General features: G+C 72.8%; 16 protein-coding genes and 3 tRNA genes. 15 read left to right on the top strand and 4 right to left on the bottom strand.

Annotation, left to right across the window (positions count from 1 at the left end):
• Positions 1 to 59 precede the first annotated feature (59 nt).
• The 5 genes from proB to BS83_RS46560 all read left to right on the top strand — a co-directional run bounded on the left by proB (position 60) and on the right by BS83_RS46560 (position 5,315).
• Positions 60 to 1,178 carry a glutamate 5-kinase gene (proB, locus tag BS83_RS20835; protein WP_037609531.1) on the top strand — a complete coding sequence of 373 codons (1,119 nt, stop codon included), beginning with the start codon at positions 60 to 62 and terminating at the stop codon, positions 1,176 to 1,178.
• Positions 1,179 to 1,263: 85 nt separating this feature from the next.
• Positions 1,264 to 1,764, top strand: a complete 501-nt coding sequence (locus BS83_RS20830) for a hypothetical protein (RefSeq protein WP_037605167.1) — start codon at positions 1,264 to 1,266, stop codon at positions 1,762 to 1,764.
• Between the two features lie 212 nt (positions 1,765 to 1,976).
• On the top strand, positions 1,977 to 3,296 hold the full coding sequence (locus BS83_RS20825) for a glutamate-5-semialdehyde dehydrogenase (RefSeq protein ID WP_051943482.1): 1,320 nt from the start codon (positions 1,977 to 1,979) through the stop codon (positions 3,294 to 3,296).
• Positions 3,297 to 3,354: 58 nt separating this feature from the next.
• On the top strand, positions 3,355 to 3,795 hold the full coding sequence (locus BS83_RS20820; RefSeq protein ID WP_051943480.1) for an SCO2583/SCO2584 N-terminal domain-containing protein: 441 nt from the start codon (positions 3,355 to 3,357) through the stop codon (positions 3,793 to 3,795).
• Positions 3,796 to 3,950: 155 nt separating this feature from the next.
• A complete protein-coding gene (locus tag BS83_RS46560; protein WP_051943478.1) occupies positions 3,951 to 5,315 on the top strand; it encodes an SCO2583 family membrane protein in 1,365 nt (454 codons plus the stop codon).
• 145 nt (positions 5,316 to 5,460) lie between these two features.
• On the opposite strand, the gene BS83_RS20810 is transcribed toward BS83_RS46560, so the two are convergent.
• Positions 5,461 to 6,549: a M48 family metallopeptidase gene (locus tag BS83_RS20810; RefSeq protein WP_037605166.1), complete on the bottom strand. Its 1,089-nt coding sequence runs from the start codon at positions 6,547 to 6,549 to the stop codon at positions 5,461 to 5,463.
• A gap of 197 nt (positions 6,550 to 6,746) precedes the next feature.
• Here BS83_RS20810 and BS83_RS46555 point away from each other — a divergent pair, with 197 nt between their 5' ends.
• The 8 genes from BS83_RS46555 (at position 6,747) to BS83_RS20780 (ending at position 11,146) form a co-directional block, all read left to right on the top strand.
• Complete coding sequence (locus tag BS83_RS46555; protein WP_198035271.1) at positions 6,747 to 6,890, top strand: hypothetical protein; 144 nt, start codon at positions 6,747 to 6,749, stop codon at positions 6,888 to 6,890.
• A 64-nt stretch (positions 6,891 to 6,954) separates the two neighbouring features.
• A complete protein-coding gene (locus BS83_RS46550; protein WP_198035270.1) occupies positions 6,955 to 7,101 on the top strand; it encodes a hypothetical protein in 147 nt (48 codons plus the stop codon).
• 78 nt (positions 7,102 to 7,179) lie between these two features.
• Positions 7,180 to 7,860, top strand: coding sequence for a nicotinate-nucleotide adenylyltransferase (gene nadD, locus BS83_RS20805; RefSeq protein WP_051943475.1), 681 nt, complete (start codon positions 7,180 to 7,182; stop codon positions 7,858 to 7,860).
• On the top strand, positions 7,857 to 9,629 hold the full coding sequence (locus BS83_RS20800; protein ID WP_051943473.1) for an LCP family protein: 1,773 nt from the start codon (positions 7,857 to 7,859) through the stop codon (positions 9,627 to 9,629). The genes nadD and BS83_RS20800 overlap by 4 nt, the downstream gene beginning before the upstream one ends.
• Before the next feature lie 104 nt (positions 9,630 to 9,733).
• Positions 9,734 to 10,213 carry a ribosome silencing factor gene (rsfS, locus tag BS83_RS20795; RefSeq protein WP_051943471.1) on the top strand — a complete coding sequence of 160 codons (480 nt, stop codon included), beginning with the start codon at positions 9,734 to 9,736 and terminating at the stop codon, positions 10,211 to 10,213.
• The gene (locus tag BS83_RS20790) at positions 10,210 to 10,857 is read left to right on the top strand and encodes a histidine phosphatase family protein (RefSeq protein WP_037605165.1); all 648 of its coding nucleotides are present in this window, start codon (positions 10,210 to 10,212) and stop codon (positions 10,855 to 10,857) included. Before rsfS ends, BS83_RS20790 begins: the two co-directional genes overlap by 4 nt.
• Positions 10,858 to 10,962: 105 nt before the next feature.
• A tRNA-Ala gene (locus BS83_RS20785) sits at positions 10,963 to 11,035 on the top strand.
• A gap of 38 nt (positions 11,036 to 11,073) precedes the next feature.
• Positions 11,074 to 11,146 (top strand) — tRNA-Ala (locus BS83_RS20780).
• Positions 11,147 to 11,227: 81 nt separating this feature from the next.
• Here the strand turns inward: BS83_RS20780 and BS83_RS20775 are convergent.
• On the bottom strand, positions 11,228 to 12,088 hold the full coding sequence (locus BS83_RS20775; RefSeq protein ID WP_037605164.1) for a helix-turn-helix transcriptional regulator: 861 nt from the start codon (positions 12,086 to 12,088) through the stop codon (positions 11,228 to 11,230).
• 114 nt (positions 12,089 to 12,202) lie between these two features.
• Between BS83_RS20775 and BS83_RS20770 the strand changes: the two genes are divergently transcribed.
• Positions 12,203 to 12,275: transfer RNA gene (locus tag BS83_RS20770), tRNA-Ala, on the top strand.
• Positions 12,276 to 12,606: 331 nt separating this feature from the next.
• Here the strand turns inward: BS83_RS20770 and BS83_RS20765 are convergent.
• The gene (locus tag BS83_RS20765) at positions 12,607 to 14,088 is read right to left on the bottom strand and encodes an NADH-quinone oxidoreductase subunit NuoF family protein (RefSeq protein WP_198035269.1); all 1,482 of its coding nucleotides are present in this window, start codon (positions 14,086 to 14,088) and stop codon (positions 12,607 to 12,609) included.
• Complete coding sequence (locus BS83_RS45575) at positions 14,085 to 15,407, bottom strand: hypothetical protein (protein ID WP_157597262.1); 1,323 nt, start codon at positions 15,405 to 15,407, stop codon at positions 14,085 to 14,087. Before BS83_RS45575 ends, BS83_RS20765 begins: the two co-directional genes overlap by 4 nt.
• A 303-nt stretch (positions 15,408 to 15,710) precedes the next feature.
• Here BS83_RS45575 and BS83_RS20755 point away from each other — a divergent pair, with 303 nt between their 5' ends.
• Positions 15,711 to 17,699 carry a S53 family peptidase gene (locus BS83_RS20755; protein ID WP_037605163.1) on the top strand — a complete coding sequence of 663 codons (1,989 nt, stop codon included), beginning with the start codon at positions 15,711 to 15,713 and terminating at the stop codon, positions 17,697 to 17,699.
• Positions 17,700 to 17,727 lie beyond the last annotated feature (28 nt).

Genomic DNA, 17,727 nt, shown 5'->3' with positions numbered 1-17,727 from the left:
GATCTTCGGGCAACGGGGTACAGGAGCACGGCGTGACAGGCACCAACCTCCGGGAGGACGTGCTGCGGGCGCGGCGGATCGTGGTGAAGGTGGGCTCCTCGTCGCTCACCACCGCGTCGGGCGGCCTGGACGCCGACCGCGTGGACGCGCTCGTCGACGTGCTCGCCAAGGCCCGCGAGCGGGGCACGGAGGCGGAGCCGGTCGAGATCGTGCTGGTCTCCTCCGGTGCGATCGCGGCCGGGCTGGCCCCGCTGGGCCTGGAGAAGCGCCCCTCGGACCTGGCCCGGCAGCAGGCCGCCGCCAGCGTCGGCCAAGGGCTGCTGGTGGCCCGCTACACCGCCTCCTTCGCCCGCTACGGACTGCGCGTCGGCCAGGTCCTGCTGACCGCGGACGACGCCAGCCGCCGCGCGCACTACCGCAACGCGTATCGCACGCTTGAGCAATTGCTGGCCATGGGTGCGGTTCCCGTCGTCAACGAGAACGACACCGTGGCCACCGCGGAGATCCGGTTCGGCGACAACGACCGCCTGGCGGCGCTGGTCGCCCATCTGGTCCGCGCCGACCTGCTGGTGCTGCTCTCCGACGTCGACGGCCTCTACGACGGCGACCCCGGCAAGCCGGGGACCAGCAGGATCGCCGAGGTGCGCGGCCCGGAGGACCTGAAGGGCATCGAGATCGGGAGCGCGGGCAAGGCCGGTGTCGGCACCGGCGGCATGGTCACCAAGGTCGAGGCGGCCAGGATCGCCACCGGCGCGGGCATCCCCGTCGTGCTCACCGCGGCCCGCCACGCCGCCGACGCGCTGACGGGCCGGGACACCGGAACCCTCTTCCACCGCACCGGCCGCCGGGCGGCCGACCGGCTGCTCTGGCTGGAGCACGCCAGTTCGCCCCGGGGCGCGGTCACCCTCGACGCGGGTGCCGTCGCGGCGGTCGTGGAACGCCGAACTTCGCTGCTCCCCGCCGGTGTGACCGGAGTTGAGGGAGATTTCGCTGCGGGCGATCCGGTGGACCTTCTTGACGAAAACGGCCACATCGTCGCGCGCGGACTGGTCAACTTTGATGCAAGGGAGCTTCCCCGGCTACTCGGCCGGTCGACGCGGGATCTGGCCAAGGAGCTGGGCCCCGCGTACGAGCGGGAGGTCGTGCACCGTGACGACCTCGTCGTGCTGTCCGGCTGAGGGACGGCGGCGGCTGCCCGGACCGCGGGGACCAATCGCCGACAGGAGGCCGCCGGTGGGACGCAGGCGCCAAGGTGCGGGGCCCGTGGGCAGTGACAACGACGGACGCGGCAGGGAGCGCTCCGGGGTGGTGCTGACGAGTATCCAGGGCGGCGCAGCGGCGCCCCCTCCACCCGCGTCGGCCGGGCACGAGGGCCCGACGGAACGGGTCGCGCCGAGTTCGAGCGCGGCGGAGATCGGGCAGCGCGCCCGGATATGGCACGTCGTGCTGAACGTGGCGGGCCGGGTGACGCCGCTGCCGCAGCTGAAGCAGGGGCTCGAACAGCTGGCCCACGAGCATCCGCCCTTCCTGACCGCGCGCTATGCGGCGGACCACGCCGAGATCCGCTACTGGGAACAGGCGGACGATCTCCAGGACGCGGCGGCGATGGCACTGCGGCTCTGGGGCGAACACCGCGTCACGGCGGCGCTGCCGCCGTGGGAGGTGGTCGGTCTGGAAGTCGTGGACCGCCCGACCTACCACAAGCGCATCGCCGAGGGTTACGGCGAACCTCCTGCCTTCCTGGGCGGCGTCCACCCGTACTGACGGGCCCATGACGGCGACGCGCAGAAGTTGCACCATCCAGGGGCGCGAGGAACTGCGCGAGCAACCACCCTGTGCGGACGGCCCTGCTCGGTGAGGGCCGTCCGCTCGTCAGTGGCTTGTCGCGCAGTTCCTCGCGCCCCTGGGGCGCGTCGTGCGTCTCACACGGCGGAAACGGATCCGGGGGGTCGAGTGGGAGGGCTTACGCTGTGCGTATGAGCAGCCACTCCGCCGAGTTCCCCTCGCCCGACCTGCCGTCGCCGCTGCCGAAGTCGGCCGTCCTGCAGGCCGCCTACCGGGCCAAGGCCGCCGCCGCGACGCTCGCGCCGCTGCCGCGGACGCCGAAGGACGACGCGCTGCTCGCCATCGCGGACGCGCTGCAGGTGCGGACCAGGGAGATCGTCGAGGCCAACGCCGAGGACGTCGCGCGGGCGCGCGAGGCCGGGACGGACGAGGCCGTGATCGACCGGCTGACGCTGACCAGGGAGCGGGTCGCGGCCATCGCCGACGACGTGCGCCGGGTCGCCGGGCTGCCGGACCCGGTGGGGGAGGTCGTGCGCGGCTACACCCTCCCGAACGGGCTCGACGTGCGGCAGGTCAGGGTGCCGCTCGGGGTGATCGGCATCATCTACGAGGCTCGGCCCAACGTCACCGTCGACGCCGCCGCGCTCTGCCTCAAGTCCGGCAACGCCGTCCTGTTGCGCGGCTCCTCCTCCGCCATCGCGTCCAACCGCAAGCTGGTCGAGGTGATCCGCGACGCGGTCGGCGGCGCAGGCCTGCCCGCGGACGCGGTCCAGCTGGTGCCGGGGGAGAGCCGGGACTCGGTCCAGGAGCTGATGCGGGCCAGGGGCATGGTCGACGTGCTGATCCCGCGCGGCGGCGCCTCGCTGATCCGCACCGTGGTCGAGCAGTCCACCGTCCCCGTCATCGAGACCGGGACCGGCAACTGCCACGTCTACGTGGACGCCGAGACCGACCTGGCCATGGCCGTGGAGATCCTGATCAACTCCAAGGCCCAGCGCGTCAGCGTCTGCAACAGCGCCGAGACGCTGCTGGTCCACCGCGACATCGCGGACGCCTTCCTCCCGCTGGCCCTCGCCGCGCTCGCCGAGGCCGGGGTGACCGTGCACGCGGACCCGCGGGTGCAGGAGGTCGCCGAGCGCGAGGGCAGCAAGGCCGTGGTCGTGCCGGCGACGCCGGAGGACTGGGAGACCGAGTACCTCTCGTACGACATCGCCGCGGGCGTCGTGGACTCGCTGGAGGACGCGGTGGCCCACATCCGGCTCTGGTCCTCCGGCCACACCGAGGCGATCGTGACGACCTCTCAGGCGACGGCCCGCCGTTTCACCCAGCTGGTCGACGCGACGACGGTGGCGGTCAACGCCTCCACCCGGTTCACCGACGGCGGGCAGTTCGGCTTCGGCGCGGAGATCGGCATCTCCACCCAGAAGCTCCACGCCCGCGGCCCCATGGGTCTGCCGGAGCTGACCTCGACGAAGTACATCGTCACAGGGGACGGCCACATCCGCCGCTGACGCGCCGAACCCCGCAGAACCCGCAGACAAAGCGGGCACGCTGCCCTACGCTGATGCTGTGTCCGACGGTCCCGACCGCGGCTTCGACAGGGTCGAAGGCGCGGACGACGACGACCACGACCCGGCGAACGAGGAGTTCGCGGCCGTGGTGTTCGACGAGGCGTTCGTCCGCTCGGCACTGGTGCACGAGCCCTCGGCGCACGAGCGCGCCCTGGCCGGCGGTCCGACGCGGACGCCGCGCTTCGACTACGCCATGGTCGCGGACGACGAGGACGATCCGGACGGGCTGCCGCTGGAGCTCAAGCCGCTGCCCTACGAGCCGAGCCGTACCGGTGGCTGGCAGCGGATGCTGGCGCGGGTGATGCTCGTGATCATAGGGATCGTCGCCGTCCTGGGCGCCGCCGCGGCGGTGTACCGGGCGTCGGGCGGTTCGGCCCCGGGCACCACGCACGCGCCCGGCCCGTCGGCGCCGGCACCCTCGGCCCTCGTGCACAGCTGACAGCAAGCCATCGCACATGTGTGCCAGCATTTCGGGGCGAATGTGGCGTATGTCCCTTTTGTCTGTCGGCTGACGGACAATCAAGGTCAATTCTGAAACAGAACTTGTCGGGGCCGGGCCTCTCCACTGCCGCCGACGCGATTTACCCTTGAGACATGGGTGGCCGGGCAGAGCCCCCCGAGGGCGAGCCGGAGGGCGGCGCCGGGGGCGAGGACGAGTTCCGACCCGTCGTGTTCGACGAGTCGTTCATTCGGGCTGCGCGGATCCAGGAGCTCTCGGCGAGCGAGCGCCTCTCCGGCGCGCATCGCTCCGTCCGACGCCGCGGCTCGCGCGGGGGTCTGCCCCGCCAGGCGCTGGCGCTGATGCTGCTGATCGGATTCGCCTTCGCCACCGCCGTCTACATGGGGGTACGCCACCCGTACCCGACCCCGGTCTCCGGCGTCGCCGCCAACCTCAGCGTCCAGATCATCCCGCTGCAGCCCGGCCCCTCGGGCATCCCCACCGGCCGCAGCAGCGCGGCCACCGGCAGCCCGAAGCCGTCCGGCTCCGGCGCGTCGGCGGGCACGGCCTCAGGGTCCCCCGCGGCGGGCGCCGGATCGGGCGCGAGCGCCGGACCGACCTCGCCCTCGGGCTCCGCCTCGCCGACCGGCTCCTCCACGCCGAGCCTCGACCCCGCCTACGCCGGCCTGCCCAACGGCGAGTTCCTCGCCGTCGGCGACACCGGGTTCAACCTGCCGAACGTCCGGCACACCGAGCACTTCAACCACGACCAGGTGTTCTCCGCCCTGCAGACCGTCCAGGGCTACCTGAGGGCCTCCTCGCTCGACCACGACGTCCTGGTGGGGCACAGCACCGATCCGGTCAGGGACTGGATCTCCCCGGGCCAGTACCCGCAGTTCGACACCAGCGTGAACCACCCGGCCAACGACCAGCTGCACGAGGCCACCGGATGGATGGTCCGCTTCGATCCCGACAAGGTGCAGCTCGCCACCGACCAGGTGCTGGTGGCGCCCGGCAAGATCTCCTACCAGGAGCTGGACAGCACCACCCTCCAGGTGACCAGCGACTACACCTTCCTCTACGCCCTCAGCCCCAAGCAGGCGGCCTCGCCCACCGCGCAGCCCTCCGCCTCGGCCACGGCGACGCCCGGCGCGGGATCCGCCTCCGGCGCCCCGACGGCGACCCAGGCCGCTCCGGTCCCGATCGTCTACTTCGCCGTCCGCCGCTCGCTCACCTACTGGCTGACGCCGGACGACATCGCGGGGCGGCACGTCCAGCTCGTCGACTCGGTGGTGCAGGCGGGTGCGACCAGTTGCGACGCGGACAACAGCGCCTATCTGCAGCCGCTCTTCCCGGTGCAGCAGCACGCGGCGGCCAAGCCGAACGCGACCTCCGGCGCGACCGCCCGGCCCGGCGCGAGCCCGGGCGCCACGGCACCGGTCACGCCCAACGGGATCGACCCCTTCGACCACAACCGCAGCGCCTGGACGGTCTGCGGCCAGCTCACCCGCAGCCTGTAGCCGGAGCCGGAGCCGGAGCCGGAGCCGGAGCCGGAGCCGGAGCCCAAGGCCTGGGCCCGCCGCCCGCCGGAACATGCGAGAGGGCCCTCCAGCGCCGCTGGAGGGCCCTCTCGGCGGATCGGGCGCGCCGGTCCGTCAGGGACGGTCAGGACGCGCTGCCGCCGCCGTTCTCGCCGTCGGCCGGGGGCTGCTGCTCGGAGCCGGCGGTGCCGCGTCCGGCGAAGACGTCGCGCAGCTTGCCGCCGAGGTCCGCGGTGCCGCCCGCGACGTCGCGGATCAGGACCATCAGCGGGTCCTTCGTGTCCTTGAAGGACTGCGCGTACGAGTCCGCCGCCGCCTTGGCCTGCTCGCGGACCGAGGTGTTCTGGTCGTCCTCGCGGCGCGGGTAGGCGCCCGCCATGATCGAGCTGAACTCGTCGCTCTCGGCCCACTGCTTGATCTTCGCGACCCGGACCGCCGCGAACGGGTGCGACTGCGGCAGCACCTGCATCAGCTTGATCACGCCGTCGCGCAGGTCTCCCGCCCGGTCGTACTCCTCCGCCTGCTCGAGGAAGGCGTCGGTGTTCATCTCGTGCAGGTGGTGGCCGCCGGCCAGCTTCATCAGGCCGCGCATCGAGGCCTGCAGGTCCTGGCCGACCAGCAGACCCGCGCGGTCGCAGGAGAGCTCGGCCTTGCGGAACCACTCGTTGAGCGCGGTGATCAGCGCCATGATGGCCAGCCCGCCCAGAGGGATGAAGGAGATCCGCTGCGCGATGTTGGTCAGGATGATGAGCATGGTGCGGTAGACCGCGTGGCCGGACATCGCGTGCGCCACCTCGTGGCCGATGACCGCCCGCATCTCCTCCTCGTCGAGCAGGTCGACGAGCGAGGTGGTCACCACGATCACCGGGTTGTCCATGCCGATGCACATGGCGTTCGGCATCGGGTCCTGGGTGACGTAGAGCGGCGGCACCTTCTCCAGGTCGAGGATGTAGGCCGCGTCCCTGACCATCTCGTGCAGGTGCGGGAACTGGCGCTCGGAGGCGCGGACCGCGGAGGCCAGGAACATCAGCCGCACCGCGCGCTCGGAGACCAGGCCGCCGAGCTTCTTCAGGATGTCGTCGAAACCGCTGAGCTTGCGCAGCGCGACGAGCGCCGAACGGTCGGCCGGGTGCTCCCACGCCCGGGTGGAGATCCCGGGGAAACGCTTGCGGGTGCGGCTGGGCACGCTGCTGCTGTCGTTGGGCTGGGTCATCTGCTGCTTCCTCCCGGGACACAGCGGACCCGGCGCCTGCCACCGACCCCCGCTGTCCTGTGGACTGGACTGAAAGTCACTCCGTCACGCTGTTGCTCGTCCCCTCACGGGGGAGACGTTCCGGGCCGGTGTGAGGTTCCCGTAGGGACGGGGCTAGTCTCGATACGCGCCACCTCTCCGTTCGAAGGGCTTTCCCCATGCACACCACCGACGCGCTGCTTCAGCTCGCGGCCATCTCCGACGGCAGTGGACCGGGGTCGTTCCTGCGCTGGATCGTCATCGCCGCCATCGTCGGAGTGGTGCTCCTGGGGTGGCTGCTGCTGCGCGGCTACCGCGACTGACCGGAGTGCGTAGCATGAGCACCACCTGCCACATCTGCCACCGAGTCAGAAAGTCCGACCACTGATGACCTCTCCTGCCGCCACCGTCGCCCAGCTCGCCGAGGGCAACGGCCTGCACGACTCGCTCCAGCCGTGGCTCACCGGTGGTGGCGCCCTGCTGATCCTGATCCTGCTCCTGGTCGTCACCGTGAGCTTCAACAAGGACCGTTAGTCCCCGGTCCGTCACGGTCGGCAGTCGGGTCACGAGCGGACGGTCGTGGCCCGGCCGGATCGCGTAGGGTGACCGCCTATGAGAGAGCACGCCGAGTCTCCGGCCGGTGCCGAGCCCCAGAAGAAGCGGCTCGGGGTGATGGGTGGCACGTTCGACCCCATCCACCACGGCCACCTGGTCGCGGCCAGCGAGGTCGCCAGCCTGTTCCACCTCGACGAGGTGGTCTTCGTGCCGACCGGCGAGCCGTGGCAGAAGAGCGGCCGGCGGCCCGTCTCGCCCGCCGAGGACCGGTACCTGATGACGGTCATCGCCACCGCCTCGAACCCGCAGTTCTCGGTCAGCCGCATCGACGTGGACCGCAAAGGCCCGACGTACACCATCGACACGTTGCGTGACCTGCAGGCCCTGCACCCGGACGCGGACCTCTTCTTCATCACCGGGGCCGACGCCCTGGAGCAGATCTTCTCCTGGCGCAACGCGCAGGAGCTCTTCGACCTGGCGCACTTCATCGGGGTCACCCGGCCAGGTCACACGTTGACGGACCCCGGCCTGCCCGAGGGCGGCGTGTCGCTGATGGAGGTCCCGGCGCTCGCCATCTCCTCCACCGACTGCCGCGAGCGGGTCGCCCGGGGCGAACCGGTCTGGTACCTGGTTCCGGACGGCGTGGTGCGCTACATCGACAAGCGTCGCCTCTACGCCGAGACCGAGCCGGCCGACCGGAGCGGGCCGACCGAGGCGACTGGGATAGGGGCGGCGTGACCGGAACCGCAGACCGCAGGGGACCGGGGGGCCAGGAGTACCAGGAGTACTACGGCCAGGTGCCGCCGCAGCCCTCCTACCAGCAGGCGTACCAGGACCCTTACACGGGCGAGTGGGTCTTCCCCGAGCAGCCGCAGCAGGTCCCGCAGCAGCAGCCTGCCTACGACCCGTACGAGCAGCAGCAGGCGCAGCCCTCGCAGCAGCACGCGCACTACGGCGAGCAGGACCTGGGCTACGGCCAGGGCGGGTACCAGCAGCAGGGCTACGCCCAGCCGTCCTACGGTCAGCAGCCGTACGGCGGGCAGGAGTACGACCAGCAGGGCTACGCGCAGCCCGGCTACGGCCAGGAGCAGGGCTACTACGAGCCGGAGGCGTACCAGCAGCCGGAGCAGTACCGGCAGACGCCCGCCTACCAGCCGCAGCCGTCCCCGCAGGCACAGCAGCAGGCGCAGCGGCCCGCGCAGCGCCAGGCGCCGCAGCAGCCGTCCGCCGAGCCCGCCGCGGCCGCGCCCGGACCGGGCGCCCCCGGCAAGGGACCCGCCTACGCCACGGAGTCCTTCACCTTCGTCGACGACGAGGAGGAGTCCGAGGACGTCATCGACTGGGTCAAGTTCTCCGAGACCCGTGGCGAGCGCCGCGACGAGCGCCGCCGCAAGCTGCGCAGCCGGGCCGTCGCGGGCCTGGTCGCCCTCGCGCTGGTGGCGGTCGGCTCGGTCGGCTACCTCTGGGCCACCGGCAAGATCTTCGGCTCCCACCCGACCACGGTGGCCGCCAGCACCAAGCGCGAGGTCGTCGCGGTGCATCTGCACGACCTCAACCACAACATCTACAGCGCGCTGCTGGTCTCCGAGCCCTCGCCCGCCAAGGGCGTCACCCTGCTGCTCCCCGGCGACCTGGGCATCCCCTCGGACGGCTCCGGCGGACTGGTCACCCTCTCCTCCGCGGTGACCAACCAGGGCACCTTCGGCACGCGTACCGGGATCAACACGCTGCTCGGCACCGACATCTCGGCCACCTGGGACATCCAGACCCCGTTCCTGCAGAACCTGGTCGACCTGGTGAGCGGCGTCCAGATCGACTCGGACGTGGCGATCACGGTCAACGGCAAGCAGTTGGTCTCCCCGGGCCAGGCCACCCTGAACGGCGCCGCGGCGATGGCCTTCGCCACCTACAAGGCCAAGGGCGAGAGCGACGCGGTCCAGATGAAGCGTTTCGGCATCATGCTGCAGGCCCTGGTGAAGGCCATGCCGACGGATCCGACGTCCGCCGCCGCCCAGATCGACCACATGGGCGCGGTGGCCGACCCCTCGCTCTCCGACGCGGCGCTCGGCGCGCTGCTGGCCAAGCTCTCCACCGACGCCCGGGCCGGCGCGTACGCGACGGAGTCGCTGCCGGTGCAGTCGAACGGCACCCTCGGCAGCGGCGCCACCGCCATGGTCTCGGGGCTGCTGGACGGCAAGGTCAACAGCCAGAACGGCCAGCAGACGGCGGCCAGGGTCCAGCTCGTCGACGCCACGGGCAACAGCAAGGCCTCGGACTTCGCCCAGGCGGCGGTCACCAACGCGGGCTTCACGCTCGTCCCCGGCGTCACCAAGGCCGCGACCCGCGGCACCAGCGAGATCACCTACACCGACCCGACCCGCAAGGCCGACGCCCTCGGGGTGGCCACCAGCCTCGGGCTGCCGGCCACGGCGGTGCGGCAGGGCGCCGCAGGACAGTCGGTCGACGTGCTGGTCACCCTCGGAAAGGACTACAAGCCGAACGGCTGACCAGCAGGGACGCGTTCACGACGGCCCGCGGAGCAAACGGCTTCGCGGGCCGTCGGCGATTCATGAGATCCTGGAGGCATCTACCCCTTGACGGAAAGCATGCTGTGACCGCAACTGACCGGGCCCTCGAACTCGTCTCCACGGCCGCCCAGGCCGCCGCTGACAAGCTGGCCCACAACATCATCGCCTTCGACGTCAGTGAGGTCCTCGCCATCACCGACGCCTTCGTTCTCGCCTCGGCGCCCAACGACCGCCAGGTCAAGGCCATCGCGGACGAGATCGAGGAGAAGCTCGCCAAGGAGCACCAGGTCAAGCCCGTTCGCCGGGAAGGCGAGCGCGAGGGCCGCTGGATCCTGCTCGACTACCTGGACATCGTCGTCCACGTCCAGCACTCCGAGGAGCGCGCCTACTACAGCCTGGAGCGGCTGTGGAAGGACTGCCCCGAGCTGGAGCTGCCGGAGGACGCCAAGGCCAGCCGCCAGCGGGCCGCCGAGTCCGACGAGGCGCCGGTCGAGCAGCCGAGTGAGTTCGCGCACGTGGAGGCGGTCCTCGCCGCCGAAGCCGCGACGAAGGCGCGGCGCTGAGCGGCCGGGCCGGCGGGCGGCGCGTCGTCTTCTGGCGCCACGGCCAGACGTCCTGGAACCTCGAAGGACGGTTCCAGGGCAGCACCGACATCCCGCTGACGGAGACGGGCCTCGCCCAGGCGCGCCGTGCGGCGCGCCTGCTGGCGGCCCTGAACCCGGACGCCATCGTCGCCTCCGACCTGCAGCGGGCGTCCGCGACCGCGCAGCAGCTCGCCGAGGTCACCGGTCTGGAGGTCAAGCACGACCCCGGGCTGCGGGAGACCTACGCCGGCAGCTGGCAGGGCCTGACCAACGACGAGATCCGGGCGCAGTACGCCGAGGAGTACCGCCTCTGGAAGCTCGGCGAGCCGGTCCGCCGGGGCGGCGGGGAACTGCACACGGAGGTCGCCGACCGGGCGGTCCCCGTGGTGCAGGACGCCGTCGACCGGCTGCCCGACGAGGGCACCCTCGTCGTGGTCAGCCACGGTGGCACCATCAGGATGGCGATCGGTCGCCTTATCGGCCTGGAGCCGCACAGCTGGGAGGCGCTCGGCGGCCTCTCCAACTGCTGCTGGTCGGTCCTGGGCGAGGGCTACCGCGGCTGGCGCCTGGAGGAGCACAACGCGGGGACGCTGCCGGAGCCGGTGATCGGCGACGACACGTGAGCCCCTGGTCCGAGGGGGAGGGGCCGGATTTCGCAGTTCGGCCTCCCAACCGCTAAAGTCTTCCCTGTTCGCAGGTGCTCGCAGCGCGGGACGGACGCGGAACATGGGGCTGTAGCTCAGTTGGTAGAGCGCTTGCATGGCATGCAAGAGGTCCGGGGTTCAATTCCCCGTAGCTCCACGCAGAACAAGAGCAGAACAAAAGAAGAGCAGCAACATGGGGCTGTAGCTCAGTTGGTAGAGCGCTTGCATGGCATGCAAGAGGTCCGGGGTTCAATTCCCCGTAGCTCCACATCATCGAGAACCGCTCCCGGCCCGCGCCGGGGGCGGTTCTCGCTTTCCTCCCGTTCCTCGCCCTGCTCCCCGCGGGGCGTCAATGCGTGTGGTCGGTCACCGGCAGACCGGGATGGGCCCGCAGGTGTTCGATGCGGAGCCGGCTCTCCTCGTCGTTGGGCGTGTAGACGACCATCCGGGCCGTGGGCATACCCACCACCTGCAGGTTGGTCGCGGTCATCCGCAGCTCGCCCACCGCGCCGTGCCGGAAGACCTTCAGCCGCGAGGACTGCAGCGCGACGTCCTGCTGCGCCCAGATCCTGGCGAAGTCCTCGCTGGCGTCGACGAGATCGGCGATGAACCCCTCCCAGGCGGGATCGCCGACGTGGTCGCCGTAGTTGGAGCGCAGCACGGCGATCATCCGGGGCAGCTCCTCGTCCCGGTTGACGAAGGCGCTGCAGCAGTCGGGCACGACGGCGGCCGCCCACAGGGAGTTGCGCCGGTAGGCGTCCGAGAGCGTCGCCCCGGGGAAGATCGACTCGTAGGCGGCGTTCCAGCGCAGGATGTCGTAGCGGGCGGTGCTGATCGCCGCCGGCAGCGGATCCAGCGCGTCCAGGATCGTCTGGACCTGCGGCTGGGTGGCGCACTCGGAGGACTCGGGCGCGGCGGGCCGGAGCCCGGCCAGACGGAACAGGTGCGCCTGCTCGGCGAGATCGAGGTCGAGCGTCCTGGCGATCGACGCCAGCACCTGCTCGCTGGCGTTGATCGGACGGCCCTGCTCCAGCCACGTGTACCAGGTCACCCCCACGCCGGCGAGCTGCGCGACCTCCTCCCGCCGCAGGCCCGGCGTCCGCCGGCGCAGCCCCGGGGCCATGCCGACCTGCTCCGGAGTGACCCGTGCCCGGCGCGCCCTGAGGAAGGCGGCGAGCTGGCTGCGGCGATCGGTGGCGTCGGTCGTCATGGCCCCATCGTGCCGGACGTGACCGACACCGGGAGCGGCTGTGCTCGGCGGCCGAACTGATTGGTGGGCGGCCTCCGCCAGCGTGTACAGTAGGCACATCGCCGCGAGGCGTGCGGGGCTGTAGCTCAGTTGGTAGAGCGCTTGCATGGCATGCAAGAGGTCCGGGGTTCAATTCCCCGTAGCTCCACAGAATGGCGAGAGGGCCGGAATCCTGAACGGATTCCGGCCCTCTGCGGTTTTCGGTGGGTGCGCGAATTCCCGTGGGTCCGTGGGGATCGCGGTCTCCACGCGCGCGCCCGGCACGCCTGGGCCCACCGGACCGCCTCGCCGCCGCGCCACGGCCCCGGGGCAGTGCTCTCCGGACCACCGCTCCCGCGGCCTCACCGGGACGCCCCGGTCCGACCCGGCGGGCAGGGGCGAGCAGCTCTTCCGCGGCGGAGCCGGTGCGTCCGTCCCGGGTGGCCGACCGCCGCAGCTGCGCCGCCCGCTCCGTGACCGTCGCGATCCCGCGCCCGGCGCTACCCGCCGAGGCGCAGGGCCAGCGCCGGGCACTGGGCGACCGCGCGGTCGGCCTGGTGCCGCTGCCAGGGGGCCAGCGGCCCCTCGTCGCGGAAGACGGGGAAGCCGTGCGCGTCCAGGGCGATGAGGTCCGGCGCGAGGGAGGCGCAGAGGCCGTGACCCGAGCAGCGGGCCCAGTCGACCGCGAGCCGCTCGCCCGCGGGGTGCGGCAGCGGCAGCGTCGCGGACGTCTGCGGACGGCCGCAGCTCCCGGTCGACTCGTGGGCGGCGACCTCCTGGGCGAAGACGGTGAGCGCGGTGAGCACGAAGCGGGCCACGCCGTCCGGGTGGGCGCACGCGCCGCGTCCGCGGCCGATCGCCGCCGCGCGGCGGACCGCGTCGGCGGAGCCGATGCCGCGGGTCAGGTCGCGCAGCGCCTCCGCCGTCTCCGGCAGGCCACGGCGGCAGGGGCCGCACTGGCCGGCGGACTCGGCGGCCAGCCAGGCCGCGACGGCGGTGACCTCCGCGAGGGCGCAGGCCCGGTTCGGCATGGTGACGATGCTCGCGGCCCCGAGCGCGCCTCCGGCAGCGCTGAGCCCCGCCCGGGAGAGAGGGGTCCGGGTGGCCGTGTCGGGCGCCAGCCACGCGCCGTGGTACCCGCCGACCAGGACGCCCGCGCCGGGGTCGACGCCGCAGGCGTCGAGCAGGACGCCGAGCGAGGCCCCGGCCGGGACCTCCACGACGAGCGGCTGACTGGGGGCGCGGTTCATCGTCACCAGCAGCGTGCCCGGCTCGTCCGGCGTGCCGACGACGGCGTAGCCGTCGGGGCCGAGCCGTGCGGCGAGCGCGAGTTGGGCCCAGGTCTCGGCGTTGCTCAGCAGGGTGGGACGGCCGGCGACACCGCCGGGACCGCCCTCCGCGGCCCGGGCGGGCCGGGTGAGCGGGAGCGCGGCCTCCCCGTTGACGGCGCGGATCACCGCGCTGGACTCGCCGGAGACGAAGCGCTCGGGCAGGCAGAGCGTGCGCGTCGGTGCGGGCATCGACAGCGGGGGCAGCCGCTCGTCGATCGCCGCCGGGACCGACACCTCCGCCGCGCTGCCGCTCGCGACCGCGATCACGACCTCCACCGCGTTGAACGCGGCCGCGGCCAGGGCGACCCCGTCGAGCACCAGATGCGGTGCGCGGGCCAGCAGTGTCGCGTCCTTGACGCTCGGCGGCTCTCCCTCGGTGCCGTTCACGACGAGCACCGGAGCGCGCCCGCTGCGCCCCGCCGCGGCGAGCGCGGCGCGGGCCTTGCGGGCGAAGGGGAAGCCCGCCCCGCCGCGCCCGCGCAGATCGACGCGGTCGGCGAGGGCGAGCAGTTCGGCGCGGTCGAGGCCCGGCAGCGGTCCGTGGGTCCGCCGGTGCGCGGCGAGGTCCAGGCGGTCCCAGCGGTCCATACCGGCCGTCAGCCGGGCGGGCCCGAGGCGGCGAACCTCGGGCACGGTCAGCGCGTCGGTCACCGGCCCACCCACGCGTGCCAGTCCGGCACCCCGTCCGGACCGACGCCCTGAGCCATTCCCTGAGCCATGCCCTGACCCATTCCCTGACCCATTCCCTGGACCGGGAGCTGTCCCAGGAGCTGATCCATGTCCGGGCCCATCATCTGGCCCATGCCCTGGCCCATCCCCTGCACCGGCATCTGGGCCGTCGCGTAGGCGGGGAACTCGCCGCTGGGCCAGCCGGAGGACTGGTCCTGGTAGGGGGCGGCGGCCATCGTCGGCAAGGGCCGGCCGAAGGCGTCGGCGCCGGGGGACGCGGCCGCCGTCCAGTCGGCCGGCACCCCGGCGTAGGGCCAGGCCGGCATGGGGATGCCGTGCGGCGGGGTCTCGGCCAGGACGGGATGCTCGCGCGCGTCGGGCCACGGGGCGGAGAAGGAGGAAGTGAAGGGCTCCGCGGCCGCGGCCTGAGCCACCACCGGCTGCACCGGCTGCTCCAGAGGCTGCGGCGCCGGCTGCTCGGCGGGCTCCTCGGCGGCCCGCGCCGCGTAGGGGACCGGCTCGTGCTCGACCGAGAGCGAGCGGAGCGCGTTGAGGGCGGCCCGCGACGGGGCGGCGGGCGCGTGGGCGTGCAGGATGTTGCGCCGGCCACGACCGGTGCGGCGGTCGGTCGCGCCGAGCGCGCGCACCAGCAGGGCCAGGGCGACCATCGCCGCGCAGACCCCGTAGCTCCAGAGCACCCAGACCGCCGCGGCGCGTCCCGCGGTCAACCCGTGGGCGAGCGCCAGCGGCCAGCACACGTAGGCGGAGGCGTGCAGCACCCGCCAGAGCCAGGGCCGACGCGAGCCGGCGAAGCGCCCGCGAACCGCGCCCGTCGCCGCCGCCAGGACGAGCAGGTCGGCCGCCAGCGTGCCGAGGCCCACCGCGAAGGTCGCGCCTCCGCCGAACGGCAGCAGCGCGGCGAGCGGGGAGGCGTCGTTCTCGGCGACCTTGACGGCGATGTGCGTCACCAGGAACCCGACCGCGGCGACCGAGGTGGCGCGGTGCACCGACTGCGCCGCGACGCGCAGCCGCGGGGTGAGGACCAGCCGGTCCGTCGCCGCCAGTCCGCAGACCACCGCCGCCGTCAGCGACAACAGCGTGAAGACGCCGGCGAAGTAGTCCAGGAAGGCCATCAGCCGCTCGGCGGTGCCGGCCACCGCCGCCCCCGCGCCGCCCCCGCCGGCCGTCAGCGCCCGGACGGAGGTCGCGCCCACCGTCACGGCGGCGCAGACCGCGAGCAGGAACACCGGGAACGGCAACCCCCCGCTCCGCTGCTGCTTCTTCCTCAGCCTGTTCGTCATCTCCGGGGCCTCCGATCACTCGCGGACCGTGATGTCCGTGATGTCGTGGTGTCGTGATGTGCCCGTGATGCTAGCGAGACCTCTCCCCGCGAAACGACTGTCTGATGATTCGTTCGAAATCTGCACACTTTCGCCCTGTGGTGTGCACCATTTGCGCACACGCGCTCGAATCAGGCCAACATCAACCCGAACTGATGAATAATCAGGCCATCCCCGGCGCGATCAGCCGCACGCCTGCTGCGGGGCCCCTCCGTCGGCGCATCCTCCAGTGGATCGCGTACCGACAAGAGAGGTGTCCCTTCCATGCGTCGCTCCAGGCTCCTGGCCCTGGCGGCCGCCCTGCTCTCGGCAGGCGTCACGGCCGCGACCGCACTCCCCACCGCGGCCGGCGCCGCCGAAGCACGGCCTGAGCGGATCCCGCTGCCCGGCTCGGCGCCCGTCTGGACCGCACCCCAGGCCGACCAGGGCAGTGTGCCCGACAGCGCGGCCGTCAGTGCCCGCGTCTACCTGGCGGGCCGCGAGCGCGGTGCTCTCGCGGCCGCCGCGCACGCCGTCTCCGACCCCCGGTCGGTGTCCTATCGGCACTATCTGACGCCGCAGCAGGTGCAGGACCGCTTCGCCCCGAGCCGTGCGCAGCTCGACACGGTCAGCGCCTGGCTGGTGGGCGCGGGGTTCCGGATCACCGAGAGCAACGCGCACTACCTCGCCGTGCAGGGCGACGCCGCGGGCGCGGCACGGGCGTTCGGCGCCCACCTGCACGCCTACCGAAAGAACGGCCACGTCTACACCGCGCCCGACGGCCTGACCACCGTTCCCGCCTCGGTCGCCGACGCGGTCCTCGCGGTCACCGGCCTGGACACCTCCCCGCACATGGCCCACCACGGTCGCCGCGACAACCTCCCCGGACCGACCACCGCCTTCGTCAACGCCGGGCCGATGTCCGACTACTACGGTCAGCGGCTCGCCGACACCCTCCCCAAGGCGTACGGGCGGACCCTGCCCTACGTGGTCAAGGGCTACACCGGCACGCAGCTGCGCGCGGCCTACGGCGCGACCGCCTCGGGCCTGACCGGGGCGGGCGTCCGGGTCGCGGTCGTCGACGCCTACGACTCGCCGACGCTGGTCTCCGACACCGCCCAGTACGCCGCCGCCCACGGCGACGCGGCCTACACGACCGGCCAGCTCACCCGTCAGGACGCCACGAGCTGGACCCACACCGCCCCCTTCGGCCCGAGCGCGCCCGACGGCTGCGGCGCCTCCGGCTGGTACGGCGAGCAGACCCTCGACGTCGAAGCCGTCCACGCCATGGCCCCGGCCGCGTCCGTCACCTACGTCGGCGCCGCCTCCTGCATGGACGCCGACCTGGTCGACGCGCTGAACAAGATCACCGACAGTCGGCTCGCCGACATCGTCAGCGACTCCTGGGGCGAGCCGGAGAACGCCGGCGACCCGTCGATGGACGCGGTCTACGACAAGATCTTCATGACCGGCGCACTGGAGGGCATCGGCTTCTACTTCTCCAGCGGTGACGGCGGCGACGAGAAGGCCGCGACCGGAGCCAAGCAGACCGACATGCCCGCCTCGCTGCCCTGGGTCACCGCGGTCGGCGGCACCTCGCTCGGCGTCGGCGCGAACGGCGACTACCAGTTCGAGACCGGCTGGGGAACGGACAAGGCGCTGCTCTCGTCCTCGGGCACGGCCTGGGACGCGGTGCCCGGCAGCTTCGTCGCCGGTGCGGGCGGCGGCACGAGTGGACGCGTGGCCGAGCCCGACTACCAGCAACCGGTCGTTCCGTCCGCGCTGGCGCTGGTGGCGGGCGCGCGGCACCGGGTGGTCCCCGACATCGCCGCCGTGGCGGACTCGAGCACCGGCTTCCTGGTCGGCCAGACCCAGGCCTTCCCCGACGGCACGTCCCGCTACGGCGAGTACCGCATCGGCGGCACCAGCCTCGCGGCCCCGGTCATCGCCGGCCTCCAGGCGCTGGCGCAGCAGCGTGCGGGCGCGCCGCTGGGCTTCGCCAACCCGGCCATCTACGAGCGCTTCGGCACGCAGGCGCTGCACGACGTGACGGACACCCCGTTCGGCGCGAAGGTCCAGCTGGCCGTGGTCCGGCTGGACTACGTGAACGGCGTCGACGCGAGCGGCGGCACGGTCACCTCGCTGCGCACCCTCGGCCGCGACTCCTCCCTCCAGGCGGTCCCCGGCTACGACGACGTCACCGGTGTCGGCTCGCCCTCTGCCGGCTATCTCCCCTCCTTCGGCCCCCAGGGCGGCGCGCCGGCGCTGCGCTGACGCCCGGCTCTGCTGGTGCCTCCGGCGC

Source organism: Streptacidiphilus rugosus AM-16 (genome assembly GCF_000744655.1).
In the GTDB taxonomy this organism is placed as follows: domain Bacteria; phylum Actinomycetota; class Actinomycetes; order Streptomycetales; family Streptomycetaceae; genus Streptacidiphilus; species Streptacidiphilus rugosus.
Note: the sequence above shows the minus strand (reverse complement) of the source record. Positions and strands in the feature narration are given on the sequence as shown.

Excerpts from the sequence above, each read along its gene's own strand:
- BS83_RS20825 (WP_051943482.1), top strand. The coding sequence starts at position 1,977 with ATGAGCAGCCACTCCGCCGAGTTCCCCTCGCCCGACCTGCCGTCGCCG.
- BS83_RS46560 (WP_051943478.1), top strand. The coding sequence starts at position 3,951 with ATGGGTGGCCGGGCAGAGCCCCCCGAGGGCGAGCCGGAGGGCGGCGCC.
- BS83_RS20810 (WP_037605166.1), bottom strand. The coding sequence starts at position 6,549 with ATGACCCAGCCCAACGACAGCAGCAGCGTGCCCAGCCGCACCCGCAAG.
- BS83_RS46555 (WP_198035271.1), top strand. The coding sequence starts at position 6,747 with ATGCACACCACCGACGCGCTGCTTCAGCTCGCGGCCATCTCCGACGGC.
- BS83_RS46550 (WP_198035270.1), top strand. The coding sequence starts at position 6,955 with ATGACCTCTCCTGCCGCCACCGTCGCCCAGCTCGCCGAGGGCAACGGC.
- nadD (WP_051943475.1), top strand. The coding sequence starts at position 7,180 with ATGAGAGAGCACGCCGAGTCTCCGGCCGGTGCCGAGCCCCAGAAGAAG.
- BS83_RS20775 (WP_037605164.1), bottom strand. The coding sequence starts at position 12,088 with ATGACGACCGACGCCACCGATCGCCGCAGCCAGCTCGCCGCCTTCCTC.
- BS83_RS45575 (WP_157597262.1), bottom strand. The coding sequence starts at position 15,407 with ATGACGAACAGGCTGAGGAAGAAGCAGCAGCGGAGCGGGGGGTTGCCG.
- BS83_RS20755 (WP_037605163.1), top strand. The coding sequence starts at position 15,711 with ATGCGTCGCTCCAGGCTCCTGGCCCTGGCGGCCGCCCTGCTCTCGGCA.